Origin of the sequence: Syntrophaceticus schinkii (assembly GCF_000946815.1) — a bacterium.
Classification (GTDB): domain Bacteria; phylum Bacillota; class DSM-12270; order Thermacetogeniales; family Thermacetogeniaceae; genus Syntrophaceticus; species Syntrophaceticus schinkii.
This window is the reverse complement of record NZ_CDRZ01000257.1, coordinates 1-17,096: the sequence shown is the minus strand read 5'-3', so window position 1 is coordinate 17,096 and position 17,096 is coordinate 1. Positions and strand designations below refer to the sequence as shown.

Annotated in this window: 13 protein-coding genes, 1 rRNA gene and 1 pseudogene; 3 read left to right on the top strand and 12 right to left on the bottom strand. The window is 47.8% G+C overall.

The window, feature by feature from the left end; all coding sequences use genetic code 11:
- Both SSCH_RS11725 and SSCH_RS11720 read right to left on the bottom strand, forming a co-directional pair.
- Nucleotides 1-153 (bottom strand): 16S ribosomal RNA (locus SSCH_RS11725); the annotation flags it as partial.
- Between the two features lie 388 nt (nt 154-541).
- Entirely contained in the window at nt 542-892 is a 351-nt protein-coding gene (locus SSCH_RS11720; RefSeq protein ID WP_044665620.1) for a sulfite exporter TauE/SafE family protein, read from the bottom strand.
- Between the two features lie 242 nt (nt 893-1,134).
- Here SSCH_RS11720 and SSCH_RS11715 point away from each other — a divergent pair, with 242 nt between their 5' ends.
- Nucleotides 1,135-1,749, top strand: coding sequence for a YiiX/YebB-like N1pC/P60 family cysteine hydrolase (locus tag SSCH_RS11715; RefSeq protein ID WP_052835599.1), 615 nt, complete (start codon nt 1,135-1,137; stop codon nt 1,747-1,749).
- A 12-nt stretch (nt 1,750-1,761) separates the two neighbouring features.
- Nucleotides 1,762-2,208 (top strand): hypothetical protein, encoded by a 447-nt coding sequence (locus SSCH_RS11710; RefSeq protein ID WP_044665619.1) that lies wholly within the window; start codon nt 1,762-1,764, stop codon nt 2,206-2,208.
- 221 nt (nt 2,209-2,429) lie between these two features.
- Here SSCH_RS11710 and SSCH_RS11705 read toward each other — a convergent pair whose 3' ends face one another.
- The 4 genes from SSCH_RS11705 to SSCH_RS11690 are packed head-to-tail and all read right to left on the bottom strand — an operon-like array spanning nt 2,430 to nt 11,911.
- Complete coding sequence (locus tag SSCH_RS11705; protein WP_044665623.1) at nt 2,430-3,776, bottom strand: aspartate aminotransferase family protein; 1,347 nt, start codon at nt 3,774-3,776, stop codon at nt 2,430-2,432.
- 25 nt (nt 3,777-3,801) lie between these two features.
- Nucleotides 3,802-7,113 (bottom strand): UvrD-helicase domain-containing protein, encoded by a 3,312-nt coding sequence (locus SSCH_RS11700; protein ID WP_044665618.1) that lies wholly within the window; start codon nt 7,111-7,113, stop codon nt 3,802-3,804.
- Entirely contained in the window at nt 7,106-10,141 is a 3,036-nt protein-coding gene (locus SSCH_RS11695) for a PD-(D/E)XK nuclease family protein (protein WP_044665617.1), read from the bottom strand. Before SSCH_RS11695 ends, SSCH_RS11700 begins: the two co-directional genes overlap by 8 nt.
- Nucleotides 10,142-11,911 (bottom strand): DHH family phosphoesterase, encoded by a 1,770-nt coding sequence (locus SSCH_RS11690; RefSeq protein ID WP_052835598.1) that lies wholly within the window; start codon nt 11,909-11,911, stop codon nt 10,142-10,144.
- Between the two features lie 279 nt (nt 11,912-12,190).
- Between SSCH_RS11690 and SSCH_RS11685 the strand changes: the two genes are divergently transcribed.
- Nucleotides 12,191-12,433 carry a DUF1657 domain-containing protein gene (locus SSCH_RS11685; protein ID WP_198142428.1) on the top strand — a complete coding sequence of 81 codons (243 nt, stop codon included), beginning with the start codon at nt 12,191-12,193 and terminating at the stop codon, nt 12,431-12,433.
- A 162-nt stretch (nt 12,434-12,595) separates the two neighbouring features.
- Here SSCH_RS11685 and SSCH_RS21480 read toward each other — a convergent pair whose 3' ends face one another.
- The 6 genes and pseudogenes from SSCH_RS21480 to SSCH_RS11660 all read right to left on the bottom strand — a co-directional run bounded on the left by SSCH_RS21480 (nt 12,596) and on the right by SSCH_RS11660 (nt 16,675).
- Nucleotides 12,596-12,676 (bottom strand): rubredoxin-like domain-containing protein, encoded by an 81-nt coding sequence (locus tag SSCH_RS21480; protein WP_332306935.1) that lies wholly within the window; start codon nt 12,674-12,676, stop codon nt 12,596-12,598.
- Between the two features lie 138 nt (nt 12,677-12,814).
- Nucleotides 12,815-13,130, bottom strand: a pseudogene (locus SSCH_RS21475) (rubrerythrin family protein); the annotation flags it as partial.
- Nucleotides 13,131-13,283: 153 nt separating this feature from the next.
- Entirely contained in the window at nt 13,284-13,460 is a 177-nt protein-coding gene (locus tag SSCH_RS17705; protein WP_232294414.1) for an FmdB family zinc ribbon protein, read from the bottom strand.
- Nucleotides 13,461-13,727: 267 nt separating this feature from the next.
- Nucleotides 13,728-14,171, bottom strand: coding sequence for an ArsR/SmtB family transcription factor (locus SSCH_RS11670; protein WP_232294412.1), 444 nt, complete (start codon nt 14,169-14,171; stop codon nt 13,728-13,730).
- 63 nt (nt 14,172-14,234) lie between these two features.
- Nucleotides 14,235-15,140 (bottom strand): formylglycine-generating enzyme family protein, encoded by a 906-nt coding sequence (locus SSCH_RS11665; protein WP_044665615.1) that lies wholly within the window; start codon nt 15,138-15,140, stop codon nt 14,235-14,237.
- 38 nt (nt 15,141-15,178) lie between these two features.
- On the bottom strand, nt 15,179-16,675 hold the full coding sequence (locus tag SSCH_RS11660; RefSeq protein WP_044665614.1) for a hypothetical protein: 1,497 nt from the start codon (nt 16,673-16,675) through the stop codon (nt 15,179-15,181).
- Between the last annotated feature and the right edge of the window lie 421 nt (nt 16,676-17,096).

The window sequence follows — 17,096 nt, the reverse complement described above, 5'->3', positions numbered from 1 at the left end:
ATCCCAGTCTTACAGGCAGGTTATCCACGCGTTACTCACCCGTCCGCCACTAAGTTTGCAGGAAAGCAAGCTTCCCCGCATCCTCCGTTCGACTTGCATGTGTTAAGCACGCCGCCAGCGTTCGTCCTGAGCCAGGATCAAACTCTCCGTTAAGTTCTTTTAAACGCTGACCTCACACGACTGTTCAGTTTTCAAAGACCTGCCGCTGTCACCGGATTCTACCGGCGGCAACGTTTTCTATCTTAGCACGCACTTCTGTGTGTGTCAAGAACATTTTTCGACTTTTCTTTTGTGCCGCTTGTGCGAGCTTCTGTCTGTTGGTGCTCCTCACTTGCAGCTCTCTTTCGTGCTGTCTGCTGGGACAGCGTTGTCTATCTTAGCACGCTCTTTTTTTGTGTGTCAAGAACATTTTTCGTGTTTTCGTGTTTCTTCGCGGTGCTTGTAGGAAGACTGTTTATTCTTCAGACTTGATGTCAGTCACCATGCGTAACAGATGAAACTGGAGTTGACGGTGACAGTCACCTGATGACCTGATGTAATATCAGGAGATAAACATGCGTACAGCTGTGATAACTAAAAGCACTGCAAAAAATTTGCGGAGCAGAACCGGTGAGATAAGATTGACTGACAGTGCTCCGATATAAGCTCCAATTACAGCACCGACAGCGAGTAGGACAGCCAATTTGATATTCAGGTGATTTAAATTATAATGTTTCCAGGCACCTACTAAAGCAGTAGGTATAATTACTGCCAGAGATGTACCTACAGCCTGCTGGATGGGAACTTTGAAAAAATAAATCATCAGGGGAATCAGGATCACACCTCCGCCGATACCAAGCAGTGCACTGAGCCACCCGACAGCAAAACCTGCGGCTATTTGAAGAATGGGCATCTCAATCAACTCTCTTTCTGATGTTTTTGTATTATAATCATAACTGTACAGCGACGAAATTTGAATCAGTATATAACTCCGGTAGCACCGCTGCGAGATGAAGCGGCAGCCGGGGAATAACAGAAAGCCCCCAACCCTCACATTTGGTCAGGTAATAGGACAAGATGAGTAGGTATCAAAGGTGCTATTATTTCGAAACCCGGCCTCCGGCAGTTTTCAGCTATCTTATGAGGTGATTTATTTTGAGAAAGTTTAACCTAGTATTAATCGCTGCTGTAATTCTATTCCTTTCACTGCAGTTTGCCCAACTGATAGAAGATCACTTTTATGATAAGGATGAATACCCCCCCACCTGGGTGCAGCTGCTTTCCAGTGCCGGGAAAGGACATTTTGGTATCGGTGAATTCAGCAGCACATCAAATAACCTTGATTTATCCGTTTTAGAGCCTGGAGATATCATCCTGGGGGGCAACCCAGGGGGTTCTTACGGCCATTATACTCACGCCGGCATATATGTTGGGAATAATCAGGTGGTGACCATGTATACAAGCACTGGTGTTCGTCTGGAGCACCCTACAGCTTATCACCGTTACCACTGGGCAGCTATCGGAAGGGTAAGGGCAAATCCACAGCAAAAAAAAGAGGCTGTATCCTACTGCCGCTCCCAGGTTGGAGCACCCTTTTATATCCTTAGCCCAAAAACAGAGGATGGCCTCTGGTACTGTTCCAAACTTATCTGGTTTGCCTATTTGAAACAGGGCATCGACCTGGATCCCTTTAACTCATACTGGGTTCTTCCCGATGCTTTCGTTTATAGTCCATATGTCCAGGTATTAGAAAGATCAGAGGTGCATTAATCGTTGCGTACTATGGTTAGAAACTTATTCCTGCTCCATCTTTTGTTGATCATCTTAACTCTACCTGTGCTTTATCTCGGCCGTTTCTCCTCATGTCTACCGTTTTTGTATGTCCTGGTTCTGTTCCTGATGGGGTTGCTACGGAACCGCACCATGGGTATTCCACCCCTCACCGTACTGGCAGCGGGTTATCTCAGCCAACTACCGGGAATCATACCGGGATTTTTCATCCTCACAGAAGACCTGTGGCCTTTTGGCCTCGAGGTCTTCGAATTCATCGCCCAGATCTGGCAGACGCCCCTCTATCCCCTTTACCCCCTCCTGCCGCACGCAATCTACCACGATATTCCATTGTATTTCCTTGTCACTGTCACAGCTTCCTTTATCATACCGCTGATCCCGGCAGCAGGTGCCTGGCTGTCTTATTTGGTTAAAAAAATGTACCAGCCTGACCCATAATATAAGTCAAACACCCTTTTCTTTGCCAGGTGCTGACGTGTCAAAAATCGCCGCATATCTGCTCTTTTGAGAACAGAGGCAGGCAATTTGTGCGATAAAATGAATTGACCCAATCGCTCAAACACCTTGTGCAGCGCCATGTTTGTGACTCATGCATCAGTCCTGATCTTCGCCGGACAGGCCGGCACTTGATACTGACAAAAGCAACAATAAAAAATCCCTTATTTCATCATTAGATTCTTCCCACTGGACAAAACTAAACTCCAGATGCTGCTGTGTTTTTTGAAAATGTCCTCCAGAGCGTGCAGCAAGGTGTCCAGCTGTTCCCTGGTGACGATCAGTGGAGGCTCAAACCGGATCACATTGGGGTTGTTCAGGGTGTAGGCTGTGATGATCTGGTATCTGTTCATCAGCTCCCCGGCTACTAAGGCTGCCAGGTATTCTTCCGCAAATTTGTTGAGCTTGCCACCTGTAACCTTGTTTAAAAAGCCTCCTGACACCTGATTGAACTCTATTCCGATCAAAAGCCCCCTGCCACGCACTTCCTTGATCAAGGCAGGATACTTTTCCTGTAATTCTCGCAGTCCCTGGAGCAGATATGCGCCCTTGCCCCGGGTCTGCTCCGCAAGATTTTCATTGATCATGACCTCAATGGAGGCGATCCCTGCCGCACAGGCCCTGGCATTCCCACCGAAAGTGGATGTATGCAAGGCACACTTTTCCATTCCGCCAAAAGCCCTATCCCAGATTCCCTCTGTAGTAGTAAAGGCGGAGATGGGCATTACTCCTCCACCCAGTGATTTGCCCAAACACATAATATCAGGCTCAACTGTATCCCACTGGCAGGCGAAGGTCGTACCGGTGCGGGCAAAACCCGTCTGGATCTCATCGAAGATCAACAGTGTCTCATACCGAGTGCAGAGGTCACGCACCTGCCTCAAATACCCCTCTTCCGGTATGTGCACACCGCCCTCTCCCTGAATGGGTTCGATAATAAAAGCAGCCACATCCCTGTTTCTCAGTTTTGCTTCCAGAGCATTTGGATCTCCGAAAGGAACCGCCTCACACCCCGGAAGAAGAGGCTTGAAAGGATCCTGGTATTTGCTCTTTCCGGTAACCGAGAGGGCACCGAATGTTTTTCCGTGAAATGATCCCTCACAGTGTATAATCCGCGTTTTCTTGGTGGCTGCCCTGGCTAATTTGAGGGCACCCTCCACCGCTTCCGCTCCGCTGTTGCCAAAGAATGTCCTGCAGAGTTCTCCTGGCGTGATTTGGGCCAGGTTATAGGCAAGTGCGGCATAAAGTGTGCCTAAAGAGGCCTGCAGCAAATTGGGTAGTTCCCCTGCCTGTTGTACTGCCTCTACAATCTGTAGGTGGTTGTGCCCAAAGTTGAGTGCGCCGTATCCCCCAAGGAAGTCCAGGTACTCATTTCCCTGATCATCCCAGACAGATACCCCTTGTGCCCGCACAAATTTTTTGTCGAAGTTGATCAAGCCCATCATTGTTGCCAGACCTGGATTGGCATACTGTTTGTAAATATCGCGTACATCTCTGCGGTTTAGCTGCATAGCTTCCTGCAGACTGAGGAGATCCTCACCTTTTTTCACTGCTGTCGCCTCCTGTTATCGTTTGCTTATAAAATACTTGCTTGCTCTCTTCAAAATTTAAGGGAACCCACCGGTCAACAGAGGTAAAATACAAACCTGTTTCCAGTACTTTTTCACCTGCGATCTCTTCCCAAAAACTGCGGTATAAATCGAGCTGTGGGCTGTAGTAATCCACAAGTCTATAGAGTTCCTCGTCATCCTTCACTGTGTCTGTTTTATAGTCTACAATAACCCATCCTTCTTCCTCAAGGAAAACCAGGTCGATTACCCCGGATACCAGAGTGTCATTATTGCCGGGTGATCCCGGTACATGTTGTCCGAAGGGGACCTCCACAAACCTTTTTTTACTGCGCATCACCCTTTTCCAGAAGGGGGAGCTCAGTATACCCTTCACATACTCAAGTACCTCTTCCTTTTCTTCCGGCACCCGCCCCTCTTCAATTAAAACATTTTTTATGAACAGATCCAGGTTATCCTGGTCTTTTTTTGCACAATACTCCAGCACATGGTGGATCGTTCTTCCCCAGGAAAAACCGCGCCCCGTCATCACCCTGGACGGGAAGCTGCCGCTGCTTTTGACCAGGGAGGTAACAGCTGTATCCAGGTAACTGGGAAGATTGATGCTGCTCTCATGATTCAGGAAATTGCCCCTTGCCTCTTCCATGTCTGCGGGTTTCAGGGAAGATTCATTTTTTTCACAACTGATCATACCACTACTTCCCTGATCATCCAATACGGTCGCAGTGGTGAGGTTTTTATTGAAAAGGTGCCAGGGGCTGTCTGTCGGTTTATCAGGATAGATGCTCACCACCAGCAAGTTTTTTGCCCTGGTAGCAGCCACATAAAGCAGGCGGTTTTCTTCGGCTTCCAGATACTCTTTTTCCTTCTGGGAGAAATGCTCCCAACCGGCGGGTTGCCCCAGAATCTCATCTCTATAAAATTTTCTTTTTTGAATCAGAAAATATCCACAGGGTTTTTCACCCGCCCTGCTGATATGGATTGAAGGGGCGAAGCCGGCGCCTTTGGTGGGGTTAGCCAGGATGACCACAGGCGCCTCCAGACCCTTGGCTTTGTGCAGGTTCATGATCCTGACAGTTTGGTCATCCCAGGGATAAAGATCGATCTCCTCTTCGATACCCGCATCAATTAAGGTCTCCAGGAAGGATACCAGTTCAGCAAAGGAGGTTACCCCCATGCGTTCAGCAGAAGCGAGAAACTCAAGTCCTTGCACTATATAACCCGCCTGTGCCTTACCCTGTTCACCTGCAAGTGCGGTAGGAATGATACCTGTATCCTGCATGATTTTAGCTGCAGCCGCACTTGCCGGGAGTGTCCTCACCCACTCGCAGTAGACCTGCAGCCGTTTAAAGGACTCATCAAAAAGATTTGCTGTATCAGTGTCCAGAGCAGCCGGCATTTGTGCATTAATATGAAAATCACCCCCGGCCTCTTTGAACTCCCACAGAGAATCATCGCTGACTGCAAAAAGTCCGCCTCTGAGTGCTGAGAGGAGCTTAATCGGGTCTTCCGGATCAAGAAGGGATTGAAAAAGATGCAGCAAGTCTCTTATCTCCCGAGATGCGGAAAAACCGCTGCCTCCCGCAATCCTGAAGGGTATACCCAGATCTTCAAGAGCCCTGGCATAGACATCCATATACGCTTTATAGCGCAGCAGAAGCAAAAAATCACCGGGCTGTGGGTTCTCTGTAAGACCCATCTTGTTTTCTTCAGGTGTTCTGGCCAGTTTAAGCTCTCCATGTAAAGCCCTATAGATAAAAGAGGCGATCTTTTCCGCATCTATTTGTGTGATTTCTCTTCTGTTGTTGCGCGCGACCTTGGGAATGCTGATCAACCTAATGCCGGAGTCACAGCCCTTCCCATCGAAGCGCACTGTGTCCATGGAAGCAAAGGACGCCTGGCAGGGTATGGCTTGTTGGGGAAAGACGTCATGAAACACACTGTTAACCCATCCCCCTATAGCTTTAACAGAACGGAAATTAGTTGTCAGGGTTAGCACCCGGCCGCCGCTGGCCTCAAGAAGCTTTTTAACCTCATTGTAGGTGTCAATATCCGCTCTCCTGAAGCGGTAAATGGACTGTCTGGGGTCACCCACCACGAAGAGGGAACCCGGTCGCGGTATCAAGCGGTACCAGTTTTTCTCAGCCAGATCCGTTCCTGTCAGGTAGAACATCACCTCTGCCTGAACGGGGTCGGTATCCTGAAACTCATCAACCAGAAGGTGAGTAAACCTCCCCTGAAAGTAACAGCGCACCTCCGGATTATCTCTGAGCAGAGATGCCGCTTGCAATAAAAGATCCTGAAAGTTGAGCTTTGATCGTTCATCCTTCAAGTCTCGATAATAATCAAGAGCCGGCTGTACGAAATCCACTAAAACACAGTAGCAGTGTTCCCTCCACTGCCGCAAAAAGGGCAAGATGTGTTCCTCTTTAAGCTTTTCAAATGCATCGAGAGCGTCCTGGGCATCATCGGGATCATCCCAGCGATTCTTGACTATACCTGGCTTCCGATCAAGTTCGGACAAGAGCTCAAGAAGGTTCAAATCTTCCTCCAAATCGAAGATATCGCGGTGCTGGATCCCTTTTCTGATCAGTTTTTGAAGGGCGTCCCATCCCTTTGGCGGCACCTGCTGCGGCAGGAGCCCCTGCGCCCAGTCCAGAAAGCTGTATAATTCGTGCCGGATCTCGTCAAAGTTAGGCATAGGAACTGCCTTTTGCACAATTTCAACATCGGGGTAATTGAGCAGTGTTTCGTAAAAATCTTTGAGCTCCCCGGGGTCACAGCCGATATCGCTCAAAACTTTTAGTGCCTGGGGATCTGTTAACTGCATCTGCAGCAGGTAGTCATCCCAGGCCCTGCTCCTCAAAACAGCATCATCCAGTTCCTCCAACTCTCCAAAATCAGGATCTATTCTCGCCTCCACAGGGCGTTCCCTCAACAGAGTGGAACAAAAGGAGTGAACAGTACCCACAAAACAGCGTCCCAGTTTTCCCAGAGCCTGATCCAGTCTTACCCTCTTTACCGGATCGCTCTCTTCAGCAAAAGCCTCTTCCAGGGCAAGCTGGAATCTCCCCTTCAACTCTGCAGCAGCCTTACGGGTGAAGGTGATCGCTGCCAGGGTATCCACCTGGCAGCGGTTCTCTTTGATCAGAGCAACCATGCGCTGCACCAGGCTGGTTGTTTTTCCGGATCCCGCCCCCGCCTCCACCAACAGGCAGGTATCCAGATCACTTATAATCGCCTGGCGTGCGGTTTCATCTTGTAGAATAACCCTAGACATATTCCTGCAGCCTCCTCCAGGGGTCCAGCCGAACAGCAATGCGGTTGCCAACAAGATTTTTTGCCCGCTGCACTGCTGATTCCGGAATGCAGACCGTTGCATACTCGCAGTAGCGGCATCTTGAAGCTTCATGGGATGCCACAAAGGTGCCGCTCTCCACAACCTCGCATGCTGTATTCAATAAACTTACCAGCAGTTCTCTGTTTTTAACAGGATGGGAGACATCCCAACCCTCTCCCTTTCTGCTGGGGAAAATATAGCCCGCAAAGCGAACTTTTGCAGATTTCCTAGGTGATATCTGCCTCAGGATCTCCTCTGCTGCAAGGGCATACAGAGCGTGCTGCACTTGCTGCCCCTTGTTGAAGTACAGCTGCTCTCCATAATCTGCAGCACTTCCGGTTTTATAATCCCAGACACAGTAGTCTCCCTCTGCCAGCTGGTCGATCCTGTCGATCCTGCCGCGGAAAGCAAGAATTCGACCCTGACCCAGATCCAGGCAAACGGGATCTGCCAGTCCACAGCCCGCTTTTTCCACTTCTTGTTGCCCTAAACCAAAGGGGACTTCAAAATAACAGGGGATGGAATTCCTGCGCGCTTCTGTTGCCAGAAAAACCTCACAACACTCCAGTATCTCGTTGGTTTCACCTTGCAAAACAAGATCACTTGGTGGTGGAATCTTATCCTTATACTGTTCAACCAGTTCACCGGCCATCTCCAAAAGAATATTTTTATGTTTTACCGGATCTACTACTTCCCCTTCTATAGCTATCTTGCGCATAAAGCTGCAGAAGAGGCTGTGGAGTAGACTGCCGCGCTCTAATGGAGCAAGCCACCTTGTGGGGTCATAAGATACCTCATCCGGAGGGTAGATCCCCAGCACATACCTGAGAAAATAGGCAAAAGGACAGCTGGCCAGATATTCGATCTGGCTGCAGGAGAGGATCTCCCCGCCCCAGGGAGCGGTGCTGCCGTATCTCGTCAGAGCTCCATCATATTCTGTCGGCACATCCTCCTGCCTGGCCCTGGCAGATGTAAGTCTGCGGGCAGTACCTTTGTAGCATTTTCCCACAACTGCGGCATCCTGCAGGTTTCCGGCAAGGTTTTGATAGATCCACCATTCCACTTCATCAAGTGGGTTGTCACCATGCTGACTGCAATATCCAACCGGGTGTCCCAGAAAATTCAGCAGATCTGAATAATCAAGATCCGCATCTCCCTCCAGCAGCCGGTACACTTGCAAAAGAATCGAGGCCGGGTAAGCATCCTGGTTCTCCACAACATCATATGAGGGGTAACTCAACACCACTTCTCCCCTTCGTGATGCTAATGCTGTGGCCATTAGAAACTGTTTTTCCTCAAGTTTATCGAGTCCCAGAGGCAGATCAGCGTGGATCATCTGTCGTTCTGAATCCAGAAGCACCGGGTCCTGACGGAAAGCACCGGGAAAGGTATCGGCATCCAGGCCCACAACAAAGGTGTAGGGACGCCCCGACCAGATCAGATTGCGGTAGCTTGTGAGGTGTACATCTCCCGGTTTGGGTCCGGATTGTCCTACCCGCAGGCTCTCTAGCATATCAGCAGTCTTTTCCACCGCTTCTTCTATACCTAATTCAAGTTTGGAAAAGGCGGCGATTTGTTCCAGACAGGAGGTAATGGTCGATAATGCTGCCTTGTCCAGTTCGTCTTTAACATTGGACAAAATCTGCAGTATCTCTGCCAGACCGCTGCAGAAATCACGAAAATACACCTTTCCCTCTTCATTTTCTAAAGGGATCCGCTTAAACAGAGACTGTATCAAAGAAGAAAGCCTGTCAGCGTTTTCACTCTCCTGGTGATGTCTGGCCTGCTTTACCAGCAGCAGATAGCGTTCTCTGCTCCATCCGATGCCGGAAGTTTTCAGCAGGCGGGCTGCTGCTATAGAGGGGATTTCCTCACTTTGCTCAGATTTAAGCACCACATCCCCAGCTGTAAACAGATCGATCAAGGCGCTGACTGAAAAGTCCTCAGAGATCCAATTGTTAATCTCCTGCAAAACTTTCCCGGGACCGGTGAGAGCGACAGGTATGCCCTCGAAGACAGTTAAACCAAATCCCATCATACGGGATAATGAATAAAGTGCCGGTATATACTCATCCTTAGTACAGGCTACACTGACCTGATCCAGGGGTATTTTCTTTTCCTGTACCAGCCGCAGAACGTGTCTGAGTTCATTGGTGATACCGTAAGCATGGAAAAAGCTCACCGAGTCATCTCCCACTGGGGATGGAGCCAGTTCCGGCATATGCAGCCAGCTTAAAAGCTCAACATCTGTGTTCACAGGCAGCTCTTCTTTCATGGCAATTGTTTCCACAGGCAAGAAGAGCAAACGGTCTCTGGCAAGTTTACGGATCAGTTTATTCTCCAGGGGTTTCCATTGGTAGAAAGAGGGCACCAGGTAGATGGGCTGATCATCTTCTGCGTCTCCGCCTTCTCCAGCATCTCCGCCATCTCCGGCATCTTCAGCCTGGTAAGCGGGGACCAGATTCAAGGCCAATGAGAGCAGTCCTGGTTGATCCAGGTAACTGTGCTCTAAAAGATAATCTTCGTACTCCTGAAGCAGCAGTTTCATGTCCTTGCCTTTTCCCAGGCAAATGAAATGCTCTTCCAGAAGGGCATCACTGCTGATGCCGCACATCCTCAACTCAGAAATTGCTGAGGATAAGGCCGCTGCCAGGCCCTGTGTGATATTCTGCCCGGCAAAATACCTGAGGTTTCCCTCCTCTTGAAGCTTCTGCAGTAACTCTTCCACTATAATTAAGGAAAGATTTCCGGAAAGCACAGAGATCCGGTGTATGGCCAGATGCTCCCCAGCTATCCGAAGGGCAAGGCCTGTGGGGGTCTCCGGGCGCAGATTGACCCAATTCACCCCGGATTGAATCAGGCCTTTACATAGAACATTTCCTGCCTGGTAGCCGGGAACGACAAGGTATTTATCTTGAAACAGATATTTCTCGCCTATTATGGCCAGTGATGAAAGAAAAAGGTTCACTTATCTTTTCCTCCCCTCCTTCACAATTCCAAAGCGCAGAAAAGTGGGGCTCAAGAAAAGGTTCGTTTTGTTGTTATCTCCTGTACGCTCCAGATCGAGTTCATGAAATATTTTTTCTGCCAGTTCTGTGATCTCTTCGCCCCGCCTCCATTTCAAGTATTGCTGCAACAGATTGTTTCTGGAACAGAGGAAGGGGCGCACATCTCTGGCATTGCCGATTATATTTTGAAAACCGTTGTATTCATCAACAGCCAGTGAGAGAACAGTATGCACTCTATCCCCTGCCTGTATCGGCTGTGAGGTAAAATATTTCAAGCCGGAATTCAGCCTGACCAGTGTCCATCCAGTACCGCTTTTTACATCAACTGCGCGGTCATTGATATAGAAGGTCGGCTCTGGATTATCCTTTCCGTGCGGCTCCAGATAATCCAGAGAGGCCACTTCGCTGGGCGGCGGCACAGCAGCAAGAGAAGCATCTACTTCGATCCAGTGTACCTTGTCTTCCGGCTGCAGACACTCCTGAGCAAATTTATTCAAAAAACCCTTCACCTCAGGAATATTATTTGAGTTAAGGGAGAAACCCGCTGCCAATTTATGCCCACCAAATCTAAGCAAAGCCCCGGTTTGGGATTGGCACTCAGCCAGGGCCTCTACCAGGTCAAATTTCCCTAAGGATCTTGCGGAGAATCGCGCCTCTTCACCGCAGATAGCACCGACCGCTGCCGGCCGTGATACCGCATCCACAAGCCGGCCTGCAGCGATACCGACGATCCCTTCATGCCAGTCCGGTGAAGCCAGGAGGGGAAAATAGGAGCCGTCATACATGGAAAGACACTCTTGTTTGATTACTTCCACCGCGTTCTTGCGCTCTGTATTTACTTTTTTCAATTCCGCAGCAAGGGGCTCTGCCTCCTCCGGTGTCTTTGCGGAAAGCAGGTTGTATGCCAGGAGAGGATCACCGAACCTCCCCGCGGCATTGATGTGCGGCCCCAGGATCCAACCCATGGTCCGTCCGGTAATCTGATACTGATTATTACAGTTAAATAAGGCTTGCAGTCCCGGGCGCAAGCTGCTTCTCATCTGTAAGAGGCCTCTCCTCGCCAAAACGAAATTATCACCTGTCAAGGGGCAAACATCCACAACTGTAGCCAATGACACCAGATCCAAAAAATCCTCAGGCTCCGGGCGGCCGAGCAGCTGGGCAACAGCACAGCAGGTTAGATAGGCAACACCTGCACCCGAATACTCACGGTAACAGCTGGACCCGGGTAGTTTTGGGTCAACAACAGGTGCCTCCGGTATCTTATCCTGAGGCTCATGGTGATCTGTAATAACCAGATCAATCCCCAGAACCTGTGCTGTTTCTGCCGCCTGAAATGCAGAAATACCGTTGTCCACAGTTACAATCAGGTCAAAGCCTTCATCAACCGCCCGCTCCACATGATCTGGACGAATGCCATAACCCTCATCCTGGCGTGACGGCAGGTGGAATGCAGCAAGTGCACCACAGCGTTCCAGGAACCGCATCATGATCAGCGTGCTGCAGATCCCATCACAGTCATAATCACCAAAAATGAGCACCTTTTCTTTATTGGAAGCAGCCTGGGCAATGCGGCGTGCCACCTGCTCCATACCGGGTACCTGATATGGATCAAGCCGAGATGCACCGGATAGTTCATCTGCATTTAAACCCCTGGCAGCGAGGATGCCCTCCAGGAGCTTATATTTTGGATAGATAATACTTGTATTGCGAAATCTCCAAACAGGCATATTAATTTACAGCGATATTGCGCCTTGCGCCGCTGCTGTCACCTCCCCTAACAATTATTCGCAATGGATAGAGCAACCTCCTTTTTTTTAGATGCACCGGGGACGGTTCCCGGCGCATTTCTGCGTGGATGCACCGGGGACGGTTCCTGGTGCATTTCTGTTTCTGTGTGGACGATGCGGCGGGGACGGTTCCCTATTGCATGTATTGTGGGAAGAAGGTTTTGTTACTCCGTCAAAACGGTACTGCGTACGGAAGATGTCATCATTATTTTGTTACAAATGTCTGGTTTAACCAGAATTGATCTTGGATTAAGAGCACAAAATAGTATTAATAATAATTTTATAGGGGGAATAGATGTGACAATCGGAGTAAAAGTAAACCAGGTACTTGCTTCACTGGAAAGTGCTACAGCAGAATTAAAAACCTTTGCCCTGGATACGCAGGATAAAACGCTCAGAAGATGTTTTCTGATTATTCCAAACAGCTGGAGGAGATTAAAAACGGAATTAAGGGTCGAGTGAATTACCTGGAACAACAGGAACCTCAGTACAAGGTTTTTGAACAGCAGGAACAGTAAATAATAGGTAAAAAGCCCGCCGAAAATTAGCGGGCTCTTTTTTTTATTTTGTATTACAGCAATGTATCCAAAAGTCACAGCAGGTCCGATCGTACTTGCGGGGTTATCAATAATTTTCTTTCCTGACTTCAAAGAAGCTTTGTGGATGTGCGCAAACGGGACAGATTTTGGGCGCTTTCTTGCCCATTACGAGATGTCCGCAGTTGCGGCATTCCCACATGGTTTCATCTGCTTTTTCAAATACCTCTTTAATTTCGATATTATTGAGGAGTGCACGGTATCTTTCCTCATGAGCCTTTTCAATCTGTGCAACCATTCTGAACTGTGCTGCAAGCTTAGTAAAGCCTTCTTCCTCTGCCTCCCTGGCAAAGCCTTCATACATGTCAGTCCACTCGTAGTTTTCACCTTCAGCGGCCTGAAGCAAGTTAGCTGCTGTGTCTCCAAGTTCACCCAGAGCCTTAAACCAAAGCTTTGCGTTGTTCTTTTTCATTGTTTGCAGTTGCTTCAAAGATTGCAGCAATTTGATCAAAGCCTTCCTTTCTTGCAACAGATGCAAAGTATGTATATTTGTTTCTTGCCTGAGATTCACCTGCAAATGCTGCTGCCAGGTTTTTTTCTGTTTTTGTTCCCTTAATGTTCATGGTATCCTCTCCTTTTTTACTAATTATTTTGTTCTGCTCTTTTGAGTTTCTTTTATAGCTTTTCTCCCCTCCTTACCTTTTTCGCTTCAAACTAGTACCCTTAAAGCCCTCTGTCTGCTTTTGATACAGGGCAACTGCCCTGTTTTTTTACCTTCAGCTGAAGGGACTTTTCCTGTTATCTCCACAGCCAGGAGAATTAACGGAAAAAGTTGATACCAGTCGTTTGGCATTTGTACTGCCGCATTTAGGACAGTTCACTTTGTTCCTCTTAAACCAATTGACAATAACCGAAAATTTCTCACCGCATTTCTGGCACTGGTATTCGTACATCGGCATATAAATCACTCATCCCCATCTATTTTTTTATATAATCTGGTGCATTGCTTTTTTCATCGCTCACCGGTTTGTAAATCCACCCATCACCCACTCTGTACAAAAATGCGATAAGCCAGATAACCCCTGATACAACTTGACTCCACCTGCAACTCCTCCATCAATGACAATCTTCTTACTCATGACAGCCCTCTAAATATTCACTTATTCATATATTCATGTAATAAGATAACCGATGTAAAAAAAAATTAGCCGCAAAGTTATTTAACTAAATAGTACCCGCACAATTTTACGTGCATCCTTATTAATCACACTATAATATACTTGCAGCCCACAGCGTCTCCCTTCTATGATGCCCGCACCGCGAAGTTTGGCTAAGTGTTGTGATATGGTTGACTGCGGCATATCCAGACAGCTTTGAATATGAGAAACATTGCATTCATCCTGGGCCATCAACCCCCTGACGATACAGAGACGTACCGGGTGCGCCAGAACTTTCAAGAGTTCAGCTTTTTCCTTAAACAGCTTAGGATTTGTCGTAAATGTTTCTAGCTGTGGCACCATGCTCACCTCGATTTGAAACAATCGTCTATATTTAATTATTATAATATAATAATACATAAATCGTGTCAAGTGTATTTTACCAATAATACTAAGCTTTTCTCTAATTCCTAATTGACAGCAAGCAGCAGGCCATTTGACCACCATTATAAAAACTGGGATAACCTTTTGGCTGTCCCAGGGAGAATCAAATATTGTTTATATTTTCTTTTAATCTCGAACACAGCGGAACCCGATACTCGGGCTTGCCCATTCCGGTTGGGCGCAGTCTGTTTTCCAAACCCGGGCATCAATTGCGCCGGTGGCTTTGCTGCCCCCACGGATGTTTCGGTAATGCACCTGGTAATAAATATTTCCTGTCCATTCACCGACATTGCCGGCCATATCATATAACCCGTACGGACTCTTGGCATCGATGGTCTGAAAATCTCCATATTTTTGTCCGTTATAAAATCCTACTGGAGTTGTATCACTGTACCCAGCTTTTGTTTCGAAGGGGTCATTGCTGTTTTGATAATTGAATTTGCCCTCACTCACCCCTTCACCCCAGGGGTAAGGACGATCATCTGTGCCCCGGGCAGCTTTTTCCCACTCGTCATCTGTGGGTAGCCGGTATCCATAGAAGTCACAATAGGCTTTAGCCCCAAACCAGGTAACCATGGTAACCGGGTGATTTTCATATTCTGGTTTTACACTGAAGCGATCACCATCAAATGAGATCCTGCAGGCGGAATCTTTCAGATCCATGTGCAGGTAGTCTCCTGCCACGATCTTTTCTTCATGTTTACCTTCGTGGTACTTATCCCCAGGGTACGGTCCCAAAACTTTCCCGTCTTTGATTTTAATCCTCCCGGCCGCCAATGCCTCTCCAAGGTACTGGGCATACTGGGCATTGGTGACTTCTGTTGTCATTATCTCGTAGTCATAGTTAATCTCAGTTGGGTGGTTGAACTGCCCCTTGAAAAAGGACCCGGCCGGTACCTTGGCCCAGGTATCTGGAGCAATACCCGCATCTTTATATAAGCTTACAGCCTCCGGCGTTTCCGGTATGGAACCACAGCCGAAAAGCAGTGTCAAACAGCATATCAGGAAAACAATGAGCGTAATCTTTTTCATAAACTGAGCACCTCCTGCCACTGTTCTGTTGATACCTTTTACATACTTGCCGGCTTGCCGGTAAAACTGCTGGTATCCGCTTCTTGCAGTTCTTGTTTCCAAAGTCCATCGGCTTTGAACAGGTCCACCAAACGCCAGACTAATAGGAGGGCAAGGGAAACCATTGTCACCCCAAGGCCGATCTCTGACAGCAGCATGGTCAGGTTCACAACAGGCTGCTGCATGTATTCACTGACAAACAGCCTCTTCATGGCAAAGACAGTTATTGCTGCAAAGGCAAGATCTGCTCCGATAATAACAGTCCATCCGAATAACCGGCGGGGTAAACCCTTCAAGTTAAGTTGATCTACAAAATAAAGAAGAAGCGCGATAGCTATGATGGAAGCCAGAATATGCCAGTGCCCTGCCAGTTCGATGCGTTCTTCACGCAAGGGCCAGGTACGGAAAATTTTATCCAATTTGATGGCCATAAAGATCCCCACAAAAGTGGTAGTAAAATTCATAAAAATTATCTGCCACAATGCACCGAATTTCAGGGGATCATAGAGAAGTGCCTTGATTTTCTGCCCAGCAGTTGCATTCTTGATCTTCCACTGGTTTAGATAATCTCTGACCAATGCGGGTATACCGAAAATTACTAGAAAGAGTGCCCCTGCCAGAGCGAATAAAGAGCCTGTATAAATGATTATGTGGGCAATACTCTGGAAGGAGACAACCCCCCAACAACCAATTGTCATGGTAATGGATCCAATGATCAACAAGGGCATAGCAAGACGATGCCAAAAACCGTGGAAATCGAACCAGCGTCCCAACAAGAGAATCGCAGTGATTCCGATCAAGGACAGCATAATGTGCAGGTGCCCTACAACCGCAAGTTCCAGTGTTGTTTTGATGGGTTGCCGAACAATATCCTCTGCCAATACTGTTTCAAAACCACTGCCGTAGTAAGCCCCTGCCCAGGCCCCTAATGCAGCGGAACCAAGAGTTGCTACTGTGACTACCCAAAAAGCAACCCTTTCTAAATCTACCCCTCTTCTGGTATGGGCATATGGAGAATCAGGTGATAGATAATACTCCTTATTCCAGGGCCAGAGAGCCCCCGCCAGCATTACACCTGCAAAAAATACCAGTGATAAGCCAACCAGCATCAACCCATGCAGGGCAGGACTATGGCCAAAATAAGCAAACCCAATCCCTGAACAAACAGCAGTAATATACCCCACAGTAACTGTGCTGTTAATGAAGGAATCCCAATTTTCCTTGATGCGGACATTGGCTGTGATGAAGTAAACGAGAATGGCCACCACCGGCATGAAAAAAGAATGGTAAAGCAGGACAACCCTCCCCTCTCGCTCTGCCTCCACAAGCTTCATACCCAAAACTTTAATGGTAATCTCTCTGACACCCCATTCGGCCATGGGACCAGACAGAGTACTCATCAAGGCAGCCAGCAGTCCGGTAATGGCAATAGCAGTTAAAACAAGCCCATTGGTAGAAGTGAAGAGGTATTTCAATCGTTGTCCAAATCCAGACATCCTATCCCTCCTTTACAGGCAAAAAAGTGTACTAAGCAACAAAGAAATATTAATACCTTCGGAATGCCTATATAGGACAATTTTAGTCCACTATAATATATTTGTCAATACTAATTTTCTTCCGCCCGGAGGAACGCAATTAGACTCTCTAGGAAAAACTGTTGTCCCAAAACTACTAGCCATTCCTTTTTTTCGATGATATTCCTATTGCCGCCCCTGGTGGGATCCTACTTTTTCCCTAAAGATCAGATGCTCCATGATCAGCACAGCTAAAACACCCACCACAAACCCATTTCCGAGAATGGGCCTTAAAATAACAGGGAATGTGCTCACTATACTATCCGGTAGAAATGAGATAATAATGCTCAGCATGCGGATGACGGGGAGCCCTAACTCGACCCCAAGTTTTACTAAACCTTAA

What these genes read in the sequence shown, in the direction of transcription:
- SSCH_RS11720 (WP_044665620.1), bottom strand. Translation starts at nt 892, where the DNA reads ATGCCCATTCTTCAAATAGCCGCAGGTTTTGCTGTCGGGTGGCTCAGT.
- SSCH_RS11710 (WP_044665619.1), top strand. Translation starts at nt 1,762, where the DNA reads ATGGTTAGAAACTTATTCCTGCTCCATCTTTTGTTGATCATCTTAACT.
- SSCH_RS11705 (WP_044665623.1), bottom strand. Translation starts at nt 3,776, where the DNA reads ATGCAGCTAAACCGCAGAGATGTACGCGATATTTACAAACAGTATGCC.
- SSCH_RS11700 (WP_044665618.1), bottom strand. Translation starts at nt 7,113, where the DNA reads ATGTCTAGGGTTATTCTACAAGATGAAACCGCACGCCAGGCGATTATA.
- SSCH_RS11690 (WP_052835598.1), bottom strand. Translation starts at nt 11,911, where the DNA reads ATGCCTGTTTGGAGATTTCGCAATACAAGTATTATCTATCCAAAATAT.
- SSCH_RS11685 (WP_198142428.1), top strand. Translation starts at nt 12,191, where the DNA reads ATGTCTGGTTTAACCAGAATTGATCTTGGATTAAGAGCACAAAATAGT.
- SSCH_RS21480 (WP_332306935.1), bottom strand. Translation starts at nt 12,676, where the DNA reads ATGGGCAAGAAAGCGCCCAAAATCTGTCCCGTTTGCGCACATCCACAA.
- SSCH_RS17705 (WP_232294414.1), bottom strand. Translation starts at nt 13,460, where the DNA reads ATGTACGAATACCAGTGCCAGAAATGCGGTGAGAAATTTTCGGTTATT.
- SSCH_RS11670 (WP_232294412.1), bottom strand. Translation starts at nt 14,171, where the DNA reads ATGGTGGTCAAATGGCCTGCTGCTTGCTGTCAATTAGGAATTAGAGAA.
- SSCH_RS11665 (WP_044665615.1), bottom strand. Translation starts at nt 15,140, where the DNA reads ATGAAAAAGATTACGCTCATTGTTTTCCTGATATGCTGTTTGACACTG.
- SSCH_RS11660 (WP_044665614.1), bottom strand. Translation starts at nt 16,675, where the DNA reads ATGTCTGGATTTGGACAACGATTGAAATACCTCTTCACTTCTACCAAT.